The sequence below is a fragment of the Loigolactobacillus rennini DSM 20253 genome (assembly GCF_001436505.1).
In the GTDB taxonomy this organism is placed as follows: Bacteria; Bacillota; Bacilli; order Lactobacillales; family Lactobacillaceae; genus Loigolactobacillus; species Loigolactobacillus rennini.
In genome coordinates this window covers 1-15979 of sequence record NZ_AYYI01000003.1, presented here as the reverse complement: position 1 = coordinate 15979, position 15979 = coordinate 1, and the positions used below count along the sequence as shown (strand labels likewise).

At 39.1% G+C, this 15979-nt stretch carries 16 protein-coding genes; 12 read left to right on the top strand and 4 right to left on the bottom strand.

Annotated features, from left to right (window positions below; translation table 11 throughout):
- Positions 1–7 precede the first annotated feature (7 nt).
- The 8 genes from lepA to FC24_RS00290 all read left to right on the top strand — a co-directional run bounded on the left by lepA (position 8) and on the right by FC24_RS00290 (position 9632).
- Positions 8–1846 carry a translation elongation factor 4 gene (gene lepA, locus FC24_RS00325; protein ID WP_057872881.1) on the top strand — a complete coding sequence of 613 codons (1839 nt, stop codon included), beginning with the start codon at positions 8–10 and terminating at the stop codon, positions 1844–1846.
- A 312-nt stretch (positions 1847–2158) separates the two neighbouring features.
- On the top strand, positions 2159–3193 hold the full coding sequence (ptcA, locus tag FC24_RS00320) for a putrescine carbamoyltransferase (RefSeq protein WP_057872880.1): 1035 nt from the start codon (positions 2159–2161) through the stop codon (positions 3191–3193).
- Positions 3194–3222: 29 nt separating this feature from the next.
- The gene (locus tag FC24_RS00315) at positions 3223–4593 is read left to right on the top strand and encodes an APC family permease (RefSeq protein WP_268872290.1); all 1371 of its coding nucleotides are present in this window, start codon (positions 3223–3225) and stop codon (positions 4591–4593) included.
- Positions 4594–4598: 5 nt separating this feature from the next.
- Complete coding sequence (gene aguA / locus FC24_RS00310; protein ID WP_057872879.1) at positions 4599–5693, top strand: agmatine deiminase; 1095 nt, start codon at positions 4599–4601, stop codon at positions 5691–5693.
- 101 nt (positions 5694–5794) lie between these two features.
- A complete protein-coding gene (gene arcC, locus FC24_RS00305; RefSeq protein WP_057872878.1) occupies positions 5795–6736 on the top strand; it encodes a carbamate kinase in 942 nt (313 codons plus the stop codon).
- A gap of 34 nt (positions 6737–6770) precedes the next feature.
- Positions 6771–7859: an agmatine deiminase gene (aguA, locus tag FC24_RS00300; protein ID WP_057872877.1), complete on the top strand. Its 1089-nt coding sequence runs from the start codon at positions 6771–6773 to the stop codon at positions 7857–7859.
- Positions 7860–7867: 8 nt separating this feature from the next.
- The gene (locus FC24_RS00295) at positions 7868–8668 is read left to right on the top strand and encodes a MurR/RpiR family transcriptional regulator (RefSeq protein ID WP_057872876.1); all 801 of its coding nucleotides are present in this window, start codon (positions 7868–7870) and stop codon (positions 8666–8668) included.
- 172 nt (positions 8669–8840) lie between these two features.
- Positions 8841–9632 carry an SDR family NAD(P)-dependent oxidoreductase gene (locus FC24_RS00290; RefSeq protein ID WP_057872875.1) on the top strand — a complete coding sequence of 264 codons (792 nt, stop codon included), beginning with the start codon at positions 8841–8843 and terminating at the stop codon, positions 9630–9632.
- An 8-nt stretch (positions 9633–9640) separates the two neighbouring features.
- On the opposite strand, the gene FC24_RS00285 is transcribed toward FC24_RS00290, so the two are convergent.
- Complete coding sequence (locus FC24_RS00285) at positions 9641–10006, bottom strand: hypothetical protein (RefSeq protein WP_057872874.1); 366 nt, start codon at positions 10004–10006, stop codon at positions 9641–9643.
- A gap of 126 nt (positions 10007–10132) precedes the next feature.
- Here FC24_RS00285 and FC24_RS00280 point away from each other — a divergent pair, with 126 nt between their 5' ends.
- The 3 genes from FC24_RS00280 (at position 10133) to mutY (ending at position 13255) form a co-directional block, all read left to right on the top strand.
- Complete coding sequence (locus FC24_RS00280; RefSeq protein WP_057872873.1) at positions 10133–11005, top strand: NAD(P)-dependent oxidoreductase; 873 nt, start codon at positions 10133–10135, stop codon at positions 11003–11005.
- 157 nt (positions 11006–11162) lie between these two features.
- On the top strand, positions 11163–12032 hold the full coding sequence (locus FC24_RS00275) for a CPBP family intramembrane glutamic endopeptidase (RefSeq protein WP_057872872.1): 870 nt from the start codon (positions 11163–11165) through the stop codon (positions 12030–12032).
- Positions 12033–12139: 107 nt separating this feature from the next.
- The gene (gene mutY, locus FC24_RS00270) at positions 12140–13255 is read left to right on the top strand and encodes an A/G-specific adenine glycosylase (RefSeq protein WP_057872871.1); all 1116 of its coding nucleotides are present in this window, start codon (positions 12140–12142) and stop codon (positions 13253–13255) included.
- Positions 13256–13318: 63 nt separating this feature from the next.
- Here the strand turns inward: mutY and FC24_RS00265 are convergent, their stop codons facing one another.
- Positions 13319–13522, bottom strand: a complete 204-nt coding sequence (locus tag FC24_RS00265) for a hypothetical protein (protein ID WP_057872870.1) — start codon at positions 13520–13522, stop codon at positions 13319–13321.
- A gap of 99 nt (positions 13523–13621) precedes the next feature.
- The gene (gene thiD / locus FC24_RS00260) at positions 13622–14428 is read right to left on the bottom strand and encodes a bifunctional hydroxymethylpyrimidine kinase/phosphomethylpyrimidine kinase (RefSeq protein ID WP_057872869.1); all 807 of its coding nucleotides are present in this window, start codon (positions 14426–14428) and stop codon (positions 13622–13624) included.
- A 251-nt stretch (positions 14429–14679) separates the two neighbouring features.
- Here thiD and FC24_RS00255 point away from each other — a divergent pair, with 251 nt between their 5' ends.
- A complete protein-coding gene (locus FC24_RS00255; protein ID WP_235807279.1) occupies positions 14680–15573 on the top strand; it encodes an RluA family pseudouridine synthase in 894 nt (297 codons plus the stop codon).
- Between the two features lie 5 nt (positions 15574–15578).
- On the opposite strand, the gene FC24_RS00250 is transcribed toward FC24_RS00255, so the two are convergent.
- A complete protein-coding gene (locus tag FC24_RS00250) occupies positions 15579–15821 on the bottom strand; it encodes a hypothetical protein (protein WP_057872868.1) in 243 nt (80 codons plus the stop codon).
- Between the last annotated feature and the right edge of the window lie 158 nt (positions 15822–15979).

The following is a 15979-nucleotide window of genomic DNA, read 5'->3' as shown; positions in this document are numbered from 1 at the left end:
CAAGATAATGGATATTAAAGCAATGCAGGAAAGACAAAAGCATATTCGGAATTTTTCAATTGTTGCCCACATCGATCATGGCAAATCAACTTTAGCGGATCGAATATTAGAATTAACGCATACCGTTGCTAAGCGCAATATGGAAGCACAAATATTAGATACTATGGATTTAGAGCGGGAACGCGGGATTACCATTAAGTTAAATGCCGTTGAGTTGGCTTATCATGCAAAAAATGGGCAGACTTATACGTTTCACTTAATTGATACTCCTGGTCACGTGGACTTTTCCTATGAAGTTTCCCGCAGTTTAGCTGCCTGCGAAGGGGCAATTTTGGTGGTTGACGCTGCGCAAGGTGTGGAAGCACAAACACTAGCTAACGTTTACCTCGCAATTGATAATGATTTAGAAATTATTCCAGTAATCAATAAAATTGATTTACCAGCGGCGGATCCAGATCGGGTTAAAGCTGAAATCGAAAATGATATCGGTATTGAAGCAGATGATGCCGTTTTAGCTAGCGCTAAGCAGGGTATTGGGATTGAAGACATGCTGGAACGTATTATTACTGATATTCCTGCACCTAGTGGCGATTTAACTGCGCCGTTAAAGGCATTAATTTTTGATTCTGTTTATGATAGTTACCGTGGCGTTGTTTTGAGCATCCGTGTTTTTGAAGGGGTTGTAAAACCTGGCGATCAAATCAAATTGATGCAAAACGGTAAGACTTTTGAAGTGACAGAAGTCGGCGTGATGTCACCTAAAGCTGTAAAACGGGATTATTTAATGGCTGGAGACGTTGGCTATTTAACCGCTAGTATTAAAACTATCCAAGACACTGAAGTGGGTGATACGCTAACTTTAGTGGATAATCCTGCGCAAAAGGCGGTTCGCGGCTACCGGAAAATGAAACCAATGGTGTACTGTGGCCTGTATCCTGTAGATTCTTCAAAATACAATGAACTGCGGGAGTCTTTGGAAAAATTGCGCTTAAACGATGCCGCTTTGACGTTTGAACCAGAAACCTCAGAAGCTTTGGGATTTGGTTTTCGTTGTGGCTTTTTAGGGTTATTGCACATGGATGTTATTCAAGAACGTTTAGAGCGAGAGTTTGACCTTGATTTAATCACCACAGCACCATCAGTGATTTACCATGCCAATTTAGCCGACGGTACGCAAAAAGAGGTTGCTAATCCATCAGAAATGCCGGATCCAGGGACCATTGATAGCATTGAAGAACCATTTGTTCATGCATCAATTATGGTCCCCAGTGAGTTCGTGGGGGCTGTCATGGAACTAGCTCAGGCAAAACGTGGTGAGTTTGATACTATGGAATATTTAAACAACAACCGGGTGAATGTGATTTATCATTTACCATTATCTGAAATTGTTTATGATTTTTTTGATAAATTAAAATCCAGCACTAAAGGCTACGCTTCGTTAGATTATGAAATCGAAGGGTACCGGCAAAGTAAATTAGTTAAAATGGATATTTTATTAAATGGGGAGTCAGTGGATGCTTTAAGCAGCATTGTTCACCAAGATTTTGCCGCTGAGCGAGGACGTGAAATTGTCGATAAACTACGGAAATTGATTCCGCGCCAACAATTTGAAGTACCGGTGCAAGCGGCAATTGGCAATAAAATTATTGCGCGGGCCAACATTAAAGCACTGCGGAAAAACGTACTGGCTAAATGTTATGGCGGTGACATTTCGCGTAAACGTAAATTACTGGAAAAACAGAAAAAAGGTAAAAAGCGTATGAAACAAATTGGTTCTGTAGAAGTGCCCCAAGAAGCTTTCATGGCTGTTTTACGCACGGATGAAACTGAGACCCATAAGAAGTAACGGACTGTAAGTACAATAGTTTCTAGTACAGCTTTGCTACTTGGCAATTATTGGTTTTTCTCAATTTATTACTAATCTATTCAGCTTTATTTTTATAAAAACAACTAGGGATTTAAACCTAGTTGTTTTTTTATTGTGGGCATTTTTATGCTTAAAAAGCACAATGTAATAAATTCCATAAAATGTAACAAAATACAACGTGTGCGTTCGGACTTCAGAAGCGCTAAAAAGCATTCCCAAATTAATACAGATGAACTATATTGCATCTGTAAGCATTACTCGAGTAATCAATTAAAAATGGAGATGTTAAAGATGAAAAAAGATTTTATTGACACTAATCAGTATACTAAGCGAGAAATTCAATATTTAATTAACTTAGGGATCCAAATTAAAACAGAAATTAAGCGTGGTAATTATCCGCAGTTATTGAAACATAAAACGCTAGGGATGATTTTTGAAGAATCATCTACTAGAACACGAGTTTCTTTTGAAACCGCGATGACACAATTAGGTGGTCACGCTCAGTATTTGGCACCTGGACAAATTCACCTTGGCAGTTCAGAAAGTGAATCACTAGGGGATACTGCAATTGTTTTATCTCGACTGGTTGATATTTTGATGGCGCGAGTTGCCAAACATGCCATGGTAAAAAGATTGGCTGAAACTGCAACTGTTCCTGTATTAAACGGTATGAGTGATTATAATCATCCAACACAAGAAATGGGCGACATTATTACTATGACTGAGCATTTACCTTCTGGCAAAAGACTTAGTGACTGTAAAATTGTTTTTATGGGTGATGCCACTCAGGTTTGTGTATCAACCATGTTTATGGCAGCAAAAATGGGAATGAAATTTGTCCAGTTCGGTCCAAAAGGTCACCAAGTTCCTAAAAAGCAATTGGCGATTGCAACAGCTAGTGCTAAGTTTTCTGGCGGCAGTGTTGAGATCACTGATGATGCTCAAAAAGCTTTAGCTGGTGCAGACTTCATTTATACAGATGTTTGGTATGGCTTATACGAAAGCCCATTATCTTATGATGAACGCATGAAACTATTTTATCCGAAGTATCAGGTTAACACGAAATTAATGCAATTAGCTGGTGCTAACACTAGATTTATGCATTGCTTACCCGCTAATCGTGGTGAAGAAGTGACAGACGAGGTTCTTGATTCTCCAGCTTCAATTGCGTGGGACCAAGCAGAAAATCGTTTGACCGCAATGAGAGCGCTATTAGTTTATTTACTGGCACCAGCGATTGATTATAATGAAAAGGCTTTAGATGCATTAAATAGTCCGAGGTTGAAAAGACTGATTTTGAACTTAACTGATGACGCAACTGATTAACTAATAAATTGAATTCGAGGTGTTCAAAATTGAAGAAAAAAGGGTTTCATTTATTTGACGCCGTTTTAATGTCAGTTGTTGTTATCATGGTAGTCGAGTCTGCAGCACCTGCTGCGGCGATTGGCCCATCGCAGTTCTTTTGGTGGATCTTTTTATTAGTTTTCTTTTTCTTACCATATGGCTTAATTTCATCTGAATTAGGAACCACTTATACTGGTGATGGTGGTTTATATGATTGGGTAAAAGAAGCTTTTGGAACACGTTGGGGTGGCCGGTTAGCTTGGTTATACTGGATTAATTATCCAATTTGGATGGCAAGCTTGGCAGTTTTGTTTTCTCAGGTAATTGGTACGATTTTCCAGATGAAGTTAAGTATTTGGGGTTCGATGCTAATTCAATTGGCTTTTGTTTGGTTAGTGGTGATACTAGGTAATAAACCAGTGGCAGAAAGCAAATTCATTATTGATTTAGCAGCTTTTGCTAAAATCTTTATTATCGCATCACTGACTTGTTTAGGTATTTATGTTGCTGCTACTAAAGGCGTTGCAAACGATTTAAGCGGGGCAAACTTATTGCCACATTTAAATGGCTCAAGTTTAAGCAATTTGTCTGTGATTATTTTTAACTTCTTGGGTTTTGAAGTTGTGGCGACAATGTCTGGCAACATGGATAATCCACAAAAACAAATTCCTAAAGCCATGATTTTTGGCGGTGTTTTAATTGCGTTATTATATTTATTAGCTGCGTTTAGTATGGGTGTTGCCATACCAGCAGCTAAATTATCACCTTCAAGTGGTTTGTTAGATAGTTTTATTTTGTTGCTTGGTAAAATGAATTGGTTCGTTATTTTGATTGGTGTTTTTTTCTTGTATACGTTAGCTTCCGAAATGGTTTCTTGGGCATTAGGTGTCAACATTGTATCTGATTACGCAGCTAAAGACGGCGCACTTCCGCAGATTTTTGGTAAAGAAGATAAAAATAAGATGCCAGTTGGTACAGGTTATTTAAATGGTATAGTTGCAACGATTTTAGTTATTATCGCGCCATTTATTCCCAACCAAGATATTTTTTGGGCCTTTTTCTCGCTAAATGTTGTGGCGTTGCTATTGTCTTACACTTTAATGTTTCCGGCATTTATCAAGTTACGGCAATTGCAGCCAGAAAAAAAGCGTCCCTTTAAAGTTTCTGGGAATAAATTAATGATTAATTTGGTCACTTGGGTACCAGAATTGTTGCTCATTACAACAATTATCATGACCATTGTGCCACTGAATGGCAGTCATGCGGAAATAACAAGTAAACTGCCCATTTTAATTGGAACCATTATCACAATTATTTTAGGTGAAGTTATTGTCCGTTTTGCGGAAAAACGGGCGCAACGATCTGTTAAGAAAGGATGATAAAAATGAAAACACTAAACAGTACACCGAAAAAAGATGGCTTCAGAATGCCAGGTGAGTTTGAAGCGCATAAAGGTGTTTATATTCTATGGCCACAGCGACCAGATAACTGGCGTGATGGCGGTAAACCGGCACAAAAAACATTTGCTAAAGTTGCAGCTACAATTTCACAATTTGAACACGTTACGGTTGGTGTTAATGATGATCAATATGACAACGCTTGCCAAATGTTGCCAGGTAATGTAGAAGTTGTTGAATTATCTAATGATGATGCTTGGATCCGGGATTGTGGGGCTACGTTTGTTAAAAATGATCAAGGGACACTACGGGCCATCGACTGGACTTTCAATGCATGGGGAGGCCTAGTAGACGGTTTGTATTTTCCTTGGGATAAAGATGATCGGATTGCGCATAAAATGGCGGAATTAGAACATGTTGACCGCTACCGGTTAAATAATTTTGTTTTAGAAGGCGGTTCCATTCATGTAGATGGGGAAGGAACATTAATAACAACTGAAGAATGTTTATTGTCAAAGGGACGCAACCTACAATTATCTAAAGCGCAAATAGAAGAGGTTTTAAAAGCACAATTAAATCTAGATAAAATTATTTGGCTCAAACAAGGAATTTATAATGATGAAACCAACGGCCACGTGGATAATATTGCTAATTTTGTTAAGCCAGGTGTTGTCGTGTTAGCTTGGACAGATGATAAAACAGATCCCCAATATCAAATTTCAAAAGAAAATCTAAATATTCTTGAAAATGCCACTGATGCTAAGGGAAGAAAATTAAAAGTAATTAAATTAAATGTCCCTAAACCAGTACTGATTACAGAGCAGGAAAGTCATGGTGTTGATGCAGTTGCTGGCACTTTACCTCGCCAACAAGGTGATCGCTTAGCTGCTAGTTACGTTAATTATTACACCGCAAACGGTGGTATTGTTTTTCCAACTTTTGGTGATCCCATGGATGAAAATGCACAAAAGGTATTGGCCTCGCTTTATCCGAAACGCAAAGTTGTTGGTGTACCAGCACGAGAAATTTTACTGGGTGGCGGTAACATTCACTGCATTACTCAGCAAGTACCGATTAACTAGGTTAAGATTACGGTATAAGTAGAATAAGTTAAGTTGATTCACGAAAGGAGAGTATTGTTTGCAAACACTCTCCTTTCTATTATTTAAAAGTAGGTGGAAAGATGACAAATCAAAAAATTTTAGTTGCTTTAGGTGGCAACGCAATTTTAACGACAGATGCTTCTGCGGCAGCGCAACAAAAAGCAGTTCAGAAAACAGCCGCTGCTTTGGTTCAATTTGTTCTTAATGGCGATCAGTTAGTGGTCACGCACGGAAATGGACCGCAAGTTGGTAATCTGCTTTTACAACAGCTTTATACAAATAGTAAAAGTAATCCTGCAATGCCACTAGATACTGTAGGTGCGATGACTGAAGGCAGTATTGGCTATTGGTTTCAAAATGCCCTACAGATGGCGTTATTAGCACACGGTTTCAATCGCACTGTCGTGACTTTAGTGACTCAAGTACTTGTTGCCGAAAATGATCCTGCATTTAACCATCCGTCTAAGCCAATTGGACCTTTTTATTCAACATCACAGTTGGATCAGTTACAAAAAGTACATCCTGATTGGCAGTTTGTTGCGGATGCTGGTCGTGGTTATCGCAGAGTAGTACCATCCCCCAAACCCATTGCAATTCAGGAATATCCAGCGATTAAAACGTTGTTGGATAATCAAGTTATTCCGATCGTGGCAGGCGGTGGTGGTGTACCAGTCGTTAAAAAACAACAAAAATTAGTCGGGCAAGAAGCTGTTATTGATAAAGATTTTAGTGCTGCAAAAATTGCGGAATTAATTAATGCGGATAAATTAATTATCTTAACTTCAGTTGCTGGTGTTTTTTATCATTTTGGCACACCCAATCAAATTAAGGTTAAACGCGTAACGGTGAAAGAAATCGAACAGCACATTGCAGACCAAAGTTTCGCGGCTGGCAGTATGCTGCCCAAAGTAGAAGCTGCAATCAGTTTTGTAAAACGGACAAAGCGGCCAGCTATCATTGGTGCATTAGCGGATGTCAATGCGATTATCAAAGGTGAACAGGGCACTGTCATTGTACCGTGATGGAAGACAAACATTAAGAATTTGGAGTCATGAGATGCAAAAATTAAACTCTTTACCAAGAAATGATGATTTTCATTTAGTGCCAGATTGGTATCGACACACTAAAGCTTACATGATGTGGCCAGAACGGGCGGATAATTGGCGCAATGGTGCTAAACCGGCTCAAGCCGTATTTGCTGAGATTGCTAGTAAATTAAGCCAGTATGAACCAGTCACCATGTTGGTTTCGCAAAAACAGTACCAAAATGCACGCGCCAGTTTACCTCCTTCGGTAAAAGTATTAGAAATGAGTTTTGATGACGTGTGGATTCGTGATACCGGGCCTGCTTATTTAATGAATCAACAGGCAAAAATTAGATTAGTGGATTGGCAATTTAATGCTTGGGGCGGCCTAGTTGATGGTTTATATTTTCCCTGGGATCAGGATTTACTAATTACCAAGAAATTAGCTGATTTAGATGATTTTGATTATTATCAGGCCAATTTAGTTTTAGAGGGTTGTGGCTATCAAACAGATGGTGAAGGAACATTGTTAGCCGTGGAAGCATCTGTTTTATCTGAAGGTAGGAATGGCCAAATAAGAAAAGATAAAGTAGAAACGTACTTTCAACGCTACTTCAATGTCACTAAGATCATTTGGCTTAGATACGGTTATTATATGGATGAAACCAACGGTGATGTTGATAATCTAGCAGTATTTATTAAACCGGGGGTAGTTGCGTTGTCTTGGACAGAGGATAAGACTGATCCAATGTTTGCAGTTTGTCATAACGCGTACCACATTCTTAGTCAAGCATTCGACGCTCAAGGCAGGCAGTTAAAAATTCATAAGGTATTATTGCCCCGGCCGTTATACGCTACCCAAGAAGAAAGTAACGGTGTAGATGCTGTCAATGGACTTTTACCGCGCTATCCTAGTGATCGTTTAACAGCTAGCTATGTGAATGCATATGTGGCAAACTCGGCAGTTTTTTTACCTATTTTTCATGATGAACAAGATGATGCTGCCATTGCATTATATACAAAGTTATATCCTGATCATGCTATTGAACCAATTTATGCGCGAGAATTATTATTGGGTGGTGGCAACCTTCATTCACTAATACTTGGCGTTCCAAGTTAGGAGTATTTATGAATTTTTATAAAATAATAGAACCCCACGTTGATGCTTTAAATAAAACAGAGTATAAATTATTAAATTTTGTCATTCAGCACATGAGTGAAATTAACAATAAAAGTATTCGTGAAGTTTCATCATTATGCTATGTTTCCACAACCACTTTTTTGCGTTTTGTCCGGAAGATTGGTTTTTCTGGCTACAGTGAATTTACCACTGTTCTAAAGTTTACGGAGATTGAAGAAAAGAGTGATGGTGCTAAACAAATGATGGTTCAACGTCAGGAGCAATATCGAACTGAATATTTAAAAAATATTGAAGAGACAGTTCGCGTTTTAGACGCACATAAATTCCGGCAAATTTCGCATTTACTAATTAAAAAGCCAAAATTATTCTTCTTTGCTAAGGGATTTAGTAAATTCGCCGCAAAATACATTAACTATCTTTACACAATTAATGGGTTTTTAGTTGTTTTTCCGGAGAATTATGAAGAACGTTTATTGGCTTATCAAATGATTAAAAAAGACGATTTGATCTTTGTTTTCGATTATTCTGGAGAGGATACGGAATTAATTGAAAATTTATATACAATTAAACGAGAATGCCAGTATGCGGCCATCATTTCAATTACATCTGCGGATAAAAATGCTATTCAAAATATGAGTGATCACAATCTTTATTATTTTAGTGACGAATTAAAAATGAATAATGTGAATATGGGGTCACAAGTTTCCTTGATTATCATTATGGAACTTTTATTATACCAATTTCTGGAAGAAAATCATTCGCCACAAATGACAGTTGAAAATAAATAAAGAACGACTGCAACAATCTTAATACGTTTGTTGCAGTCGCTTTTTACTTATGAATGTTATCTGAAAATGAATTAACACCTGATGACGTACATTTATTTATTACTGCAATTTTTCAACAATTCAATGGCAGATCATGCTACACTTTGATTATCATAGAAAAGGAGGGACGATGATGGTTCGTTTAGCATTGATTACTGGGGCATCAGCGGGTCTAGGTGAACAGTTAGCCTATGAATTTGCTCGGCGGCATTTGAATTTAGTGTTAGTCGGTCGGCAGCGGACAAAATTAGAGCGGGTTGCCCGGCAAGCGGCGCGGTTAACCAGGGGAAAAGTTGCGATTTTAGCCGTTGATTTATTGGAAGAAGGGCAAGCACAATTCGTTTGGCAACGTTGTGTGCAGCATTGTGGCGTACCAGATGTTTTGGTTAATAGCGCGGCGTTATCCGGCTTTGGTACAGTTGCACAGCAGCCACAAACTGCCGGCCAACGGATTTTACGGCTTAATACGTTAGTGCCGTTAACGTTAAGTCAATATTTTATTCGTATGCATCAACATGATCCGGCGGCTAGTTTTCTGATTAACATTGCGTCTGCTGGCGCTGAGTTAACGTTGCCCTATAGTGCCTTTCATTCAGCTAGCAAAGCGGCATTATTGGGTTTTGCTCGTGGCAGCCAATTCGAATTAGCAAGAACACGCATTCATTTAGTGACTGTTTTGCCCACATTATTAAATACGGGGCATTTCGCGCAGGTGATAGCACCTGATTTAAAGCCGTGGCCGTTACTGGTAAAATTAGTCGCAAAACAACAATTAGCACCAAAAAAAGTCGCCAGAAAAATTGTCCGGCGAACTTTTCATGATGCTAAAATCTTACGATTACCGTTACCCTATCAAATGGTAGCTAATGTTAATCAAATATTACCAGATTTGAGTTACCGTTTAAGTCGTTTAATTTACCAATAATCAATTAGCTACCAAAATTTAAATTGGAGTACACCAACTTCGTGTTGGCCTTCTGAAACTAATTCCAGATTAATGACAATTCGACTTTGGTTTGTGATGTTATCTTGGTAAGCTTGTTTTGCAGCTGAACTTGTTTTTTGGAACATTGTTGTAAAAAATTGCGGCACCTCATCGATTGGGACACTTGCAGTGGCAGGATCAGGATCCGCATAAACTTTAATTAAATCAAACACATTACTGTCGATGATCAAGTCGTCAATAAAAAGCGGTTGGGCTGCAAATTTGTATTCTAGTACATTAGGTTGTGCCAGCTTGTCACTGCTATCGCCGTGATCTTCAATCACTTGGAGTAAGTTGCGTAATTTTCTTTTCACAAGATCGTCCCTTTCTTCAGTAATTGAGTTTAATATAGCAGTTTTTCTAAATTTTGCAACTATTACCTAGGCCTGATGTTAAACTGATAGTAGTGTTATGTTTGATCATTTAAAGGAGTGAAAAAGATGAAGAAAATTGGCTTTATTGGTACAGGGGTCATGGGTACTGGTATTATTAATAATCTATTGAAAGCGGGTTACCCCGTTACGGTTTTTAATCGGACTAAGGCACACGCAAAAACGGTTCTAGAAAATGGTGCAACTTGGGCAAAAACGCCTAGTGCTGTCGCGCAAAACAATGATATTATCTTATCGATGGTAGGCTACCCTCAAGACGTTGAAGCTATTTACTATGGTGAAGAAGGCATTTTTGCCGGTATCAGTGCCGGAAAAATTGTCGTTGACATGACCACAAGTACGCCAACATTGGCAGAAAAAATTGCTACCACAGCAGCAGCTAAAAAGTGTTATGCCTTAGATGCACCAGTTTCCGGTGGTGATATTGGCGCAAAAAATGGGACGTTGACCATCATGGTTGGGGGTCAACAAGAAACATATCAGCAATTACTGCCATTGTTTGACGTTATTGGCCAAAGTAATCATTTATTTGGTAATGCCGGTAAAGGTCAGCATGCTAAAATGGCTAACCAAATTATGATAGCAGGGACTATGACTGGGATGACAGAAATGTTAGTGTATGCTAAAGAAGTTGGCTTAGCGTTACCTGCGATCATCAAAACAGTTGGTGCTGGTAGCGCGGCTAATTGGAGCTTATCCAATTATGCACCGAGAATTTTAGCACAGGATTACACGCCTGGATTTTTTGCAAAACATTTTTTGAAAGATTTACGTATTGCGTTGGAAGAAGCTGACAAACACCAATTAAATTTACCAGCTACCAAAGCAGCAGCCGAATTATACCGGCAGTTAGTCGATGATCAAAAACAAGGAAATGCAGGAACACAGGCCTTGGTGAAGTTGTGGTGGCAAGAAAGTTGAGTTTAACTAATTGAAATTTCTAAAGATAAAAAAGAGATTGGTCATTGCCAATCTCTTTTTTAGTTTTTTTACACCAATAGTCTGAAAAATAATCCACCGTAGGCTGCATTAGAATTAGTGGCGAAACAGGTAACATATTAGTTAAGGGGGCGGTTTCATGGTTGCAGTTAAAAAAAGGGTGGGTTTATTTTTAGGGCTAAGCTTATTATTTTTGTTACTGGTTAGTTATTTTTATGCGCAGAAAAAAGCTGTTGGTTGGTTAGTATTATTGATGTTTACCCCGCTGGTTAGTGTGTTGCTAACGCGTTTTTTTACTCATGAGGGACGACAGAATCTAGCATTGGCTTTTAAGTTCAAGCAACATTGGCGTGCCTATTTGTTTGCCTGGTTAGGAATCATTGGTTTGGCGTTTATTGGCAGTTTAATTTATTTTTTGATTTATCCAGATGATTTTCAACCTTTGGCTAGTGCGGTCGCACAACAAGAAGGCATACATCATTTTTCAGCTTATCGCCAATTTTTAGTAACTACCATCCCTTTAGCCATTGTGTTGAATCCGTTGGGTGGCTTATTACAATGTTTTGGTGAAGAATTTGCATGGCGCGGTTATTTACTGCCGAAATTAAGAATCATTTATTCGCCGCGTCAAGCGACTTTATTCACTAATTTGATTTGGGGTTTGTGGCATGCTCCTGTTATTTGGCTGGGATTTAATTATCAGCAAGCGCACGCTTTATTACCAGTATTGGCACAATTGTTAGTATGTTTCACGGTTGGGACGATTTTAAGTCTGCTATATTTCAGTACACAGTCACTATGGCCGGTAATTTTAGCACACGCAACTTTAAATGCCATTGATAAATTTTCTCCGCAATTTTTATTTAGTGATGCAGCTGTACCAGTCAATTCATTGCTTGGACCTAACTTAACTGGTGTGATTGGTGGGTTAGGCTTATTAATTGCGGCGATTGTCTGTTGGTTGATACTGCCATCACCAAGTCGGCACCAGGTAATTTCTGAAAATTAAAAAATTTATTTCTAATTAAGGTAAATGATGTATCGGATAATTGCGAACAGACATTAATTTAGCTATAGTTAAGGCTAGTAGTTCAATGTTAGTGAAGGGGTGGGCGCATGCAACAGTGGTCACGGGAAAAAATTGTTGCCTTTCGACAGGCATTATTAGACTGGTATGATCGTGAAAAACGGGATTTGCCTTGGCGTAAAGATAAAGAGCCGTATCACATTTGGGTGTCTGAAATTATGTTGCAGCAAACTCAGGTGAATACGGTGATTCCTTATTACCAGCGCTTTATGGCGGCTTTTCCCACTGTAGCTGATTTGGCAGCAGCACCGGAAGCAAAATTATTACAATTATGGGCTGGTTTAGGTTATTATTCGCGGGCACGTAATATGCAAAAAGCGGCACAGCAAATTATGATTGATTATCAAGGAAAATGGCCCCAAACTGCAAAAGAATTAACTAAATTAGCAGGAATCGGTCCTTATACAGCTGGCGCGATTGCAAGCATTGCGTTTAATCAACCGGAACCAGCAATTGATGGGAATGCTTTTCGTGTTTTTTCCCGATTGTTTGAAATTGAGGCAGACATTACCAAGCCACAGAGCAGAAAAATTTTTTATGATGTGATTAAAGAAGTGATTTCACCGGAGCGACCAGGTGATTTTAACCAAGCCATTATGGATTTAGGTTCAAGCTATATGACGGCTAAAAATCCGGATACTGCCAATTCGCCTGTTCGTGATTTTAACCAAGCTTATTTAGATGGTAAAGAAATGGCCTATCCGGTACGGACTAAAAAGAAACCGCCTGTTCCGATAGATTATTTTGCCTTAGTGATTCAAACACCTGCTGGCTATCTAATGGAGCAGCGGCCAGCAAAAGGGATGCTGGCGGATTTATGGACGGTGCCGTTATTGAAATGGACTGATTTAGCAGATCAAGAAACACCGCCGTTATTGTCGCAATTAGTAACGTTAGCAACTAAACGTTTTACTGCTGAAACTCAAATTCCGTTAACGTTAGCACCATTGGGTGGCAAGCCGGTTACCCATACATTCACTCACCAAAAATGGGTACTGACGTTGTTATATGCAGAATTACCAAGTATACCTGATCTTAGTTATTTTCGCGGCAACATTGTTAAGCCAACAGATTTTACTCATCTTGCTCAGCCTAAGGTTCAGCTAAAAATTTGGCGGCGTTACCAGCAGTTGCGAGAGCAATAAAATATTCATATCCTTAAATAAAAACGAACGCTTCACTGATGTGAAACGTTCGTTAGTTGGCACTTACCTATGATTGTTTTTAGGCTGATCCGTTAATAGCCCGGCGCGGTCTTCAAAGTAGAAGATACTAGTCAGTAGAACTAAACCAGCTAGGCTGGTTACAATAATTTTGAATAACGCAATTTGCCAGGTTAATTCAATAATGGGTAAAATAAAGAGGAATAAAATTGCGCTGATCGCAACGTTACGCCAAAATTTCCAACACACGTTGAAGACCTCTCTTTATGCAAAAATTAAAGTGCTATGTACTTCATAAGGAGCAATCATAGCAGATAATTTTAGTAACTGCAAGACTTAGTTAAACATTTAATCTTGGTAAGCCCAATGGTTGATTGGTCCGAACTTATGGCCAACGGCAATTTCGTTAGCAATCGCAGCATTGACAAATTTTTTCGCAGTTTTAATTGCACTTTCAATGCTGTTGCCTTTACCAATTTCTGCGGTGATACAAGCTGATAGTGAATCGCCTGTACCATTCACATGTTCTGTATTAACGTACGGTGCGCTGAGCCAGAATGATTTACCGGATTCTAAAAGGGCAAAGTCACGGACTTCAGTTTGATTTTGGTCATGGTGCTGACCTTTAATCATCACGTTTTTGGCTCCCATTTTTTGTAGCTTATGAGCAGCTGTTTCCATGTCCGCATCATTTTTAATTGTCATTTCAGCTAACTTTTCTGCTTCAAAAAAGTTAGGGGTCAAAACAGTGGCTAGCGGCAATAATTGGCTGCGCAAAGTGGCATAAGCACTTTCTTCTAGTAACATCGCACCATGTTTTGTCATAATAACAGGGTCAAGTACTAGTGGGCCTAAATCATATTTCTTGTAATTTTTAACCACGCAGTTGATTAGTTCACTGTCTGCTAACATGCCGGTTTTGCAAGCTAACACTTTAAAATCATCGGCAATGTCTTTGAATTCTTGATCGATAAAATCAACAGGCAAAGGGTGACTAGCGTGGATGCCATAAGAATTACCAGCGACGCAGGCAGTGACAACTGCCATACCGTAGACATGCCGTACAAAAAAGGTATGCAGGTCCGCTTCCATCCCCGCGCTGCCATCACTATCAGAGCCAGCGATCGTTAAAACTTGTGGGAATTCATTTGCCATTTTATTCACTCACCTTTTTTATAAATTGCCTTCATTATACTGAAACTTTTCTTGGCTGTATAGGGAAAAGAAAGCATTCTCATTCTTGGGAAAACGCCTCTAATCTGATTGAGCTTAAAGGGAATTAATGTGTTGTGCTGACTAGGATGGACGCTCTGCTTTTTTCTGAGCGTTTCTTAATAATTGCGCTATTTTTAATGTTGGTTTAGACAAAATCAAATAGGTGTAAAATCATATCAAAGGATGGGTAGGTGCTAATTTTGAAATTTACTTGGGATAAACAAGATGCAACGCCGGAAAAAGTACGCTATTTTTTGCAACGCCATGGCGTCAGTGGACGTTTATTTAAGCAAGTGACGCACACTGGTAAAATTTTAATTAACCAGCAATTTGCGGCTTCAACTGGTGCAAGGGTTCAACAAGGTGATCAGATTACTATTGAGCTGCCACCGGAAAAGCGTGCAACCCCGCTTAAAGCTAGTTCAGGTCCGCTAACCGTAATCTACGCGGATGCTAATTGGCTAATTATTGATAAACCGGCTGGATTAGCTAGTATTCCTGGACCAACCAATCAGACAGATACGTTGTTAAATCGGATTCAAGGTTGGTTGTTGGCACAAAACGCTGTAGAAACGTTACCACACATTGTGACACGTCTAGATCGTTTTACCAGTGGCCTTGTATTAGTTGCCCGCCACCGTTTTGCGCATAGTTTATTAGCGCGGCAACTGGCTGATCAAAAATTGGATAAACGGTATTATGCAATTATTGCAGGTCATTTAGCAACTGCTCATGGCTTAATGACACAACCAATTGGCCGAGTAGACCATGCCATTTATCGCCAAGTTATGGCTACAGGCAAACCAGCAAAGACGGAATATTGGCAAGTGAGTGCGTTAAGGCAAGCTACTTTAGTTAGCGTTAAATTACTGACAGGGCGGACGCATCAAATTCGCGTTCATTTCAGTGCTAGCGGGCATCCGTTATTAGGAGATGAATTGTATGGTGGCCCGATGACACTTGGCATTCAGCGTCAAGCCTTGCATGCTTATCAGTTAACTTTTTATGATCCTTTTGCGCAAAAAAAGCGGCAATTTACTAGTAAATTGCCTGCCGATATGCAAACTATTTTAAACAATGGCTGACGGTGTTAATGAAATGTCGTTTTTGGCATTTGCTTTGCGATTTGGTAGCGATTAGTTTGAGCCGATGCATCAGTTTGAGCGTCAGTGGCATTAAAAACAGCGTAAGTTTTGCCGTTTTCTTCTTTAACAATCATTAATTCATGTTGCTTTTGTTTACGGTGAAAGATTTCTGCACTACGCAAAGCTGCATTAAAATCGTGATCGCTGGCAATTGCATCACCTGGATTAAAAAAGACCATTTCACTCATTATTAAAACCTCCCATCTGTTTCCATTGTAAACTAAAAGGAACGTAATAGCAGTTTTACCGCTTTTTTATTGCAAAAATATGACGAGTTGTTCCTGTCTTTGTGGTAGCGTCAAGAATCTTGTGTAAATGAAATGCCTTCGTACATATAATATGTATC

Bases quoted from the DNA above. Each gene is read 5' to 3' on its own strand.
- aguA (WP_057872879.1), top strand. From the start codon at position 4,599: ATGAAAACACTAAACAGTACACCGAAAAAAGATGGCTTCAGAATGCCA.
- FC24_RS00275 (WP_057872872.1), top strand. From the start codon at position 11,163: ATGGTTGCAGTTAAAAAAAGGGTGGGTTTATTTTTAGGGCTAAGCTTA.
- FC24_RS00250 (WP_057872868.1), bottom strand. From the start codon at position 15,821: ATGAGTGAAATGGTCTTTTTTAATCCAGGTGATGCAATTGCCAGCGAT.
- mutY (WP_057872871.1), top strand. From the start codon at position 12,140: ATGCAACAGTGGTCACGGGAAAAAATTGTTGCCTTTCGACAGGCATTA.
- thiD (WP_057872869.1), bottom strand. From the start codon at position 14,428: ATGGCAAATGAATTCCCACAAGTTTTAACGATCGCTGGCTCTGATAGT.
- ptcA (WP_057872880.1), top strand. From the start codon at position 2,159: ATGAAAAAAGATTTTATTGACACTAATCAGTATACTAAGCGAGAAATT.
- arcC (WP_057872878.1), top strand. From the start codon at position 5,795: ATGACAAATCAAAAAATTTTAGTTGCTTTAGGTGGCAACGCAATTTTA.
- FC24_RS00280 (WP_057872873.1), top strand. From the start codon at position 10,133: ATGAAGAAAATTGGCTTTATTGGTACAGGGGTCATGGGTACTGGTATT.
- aguA (WP_057872877.1), top strand. From the start codon at position 6,771: ATGCAAAAATTAAACTCTTTACCAAGAAATGATGATTTTCATTTAGTG.
- FC24_RS00295 (WP_057872876.1), top strand. From the start codon at position 7,868: ATGAATTTTTATAAAATAATAGAACCCCACGTTGATGCTTTAAATAAA.
- FC24_RS00290 (WP_057872875.1), top strand. From the start codon at position 8,841: ATGGTTCGTTTAGCATTGATTACTGGGGCATCAGCGGGTCTAGGTGAA.
- lepA (WP_057872881.1), top strand. From the start codon at position 8: ATGGATATTAAAGCAATGCAGGAAAGACAAAAGCATATTCGGAATTTT.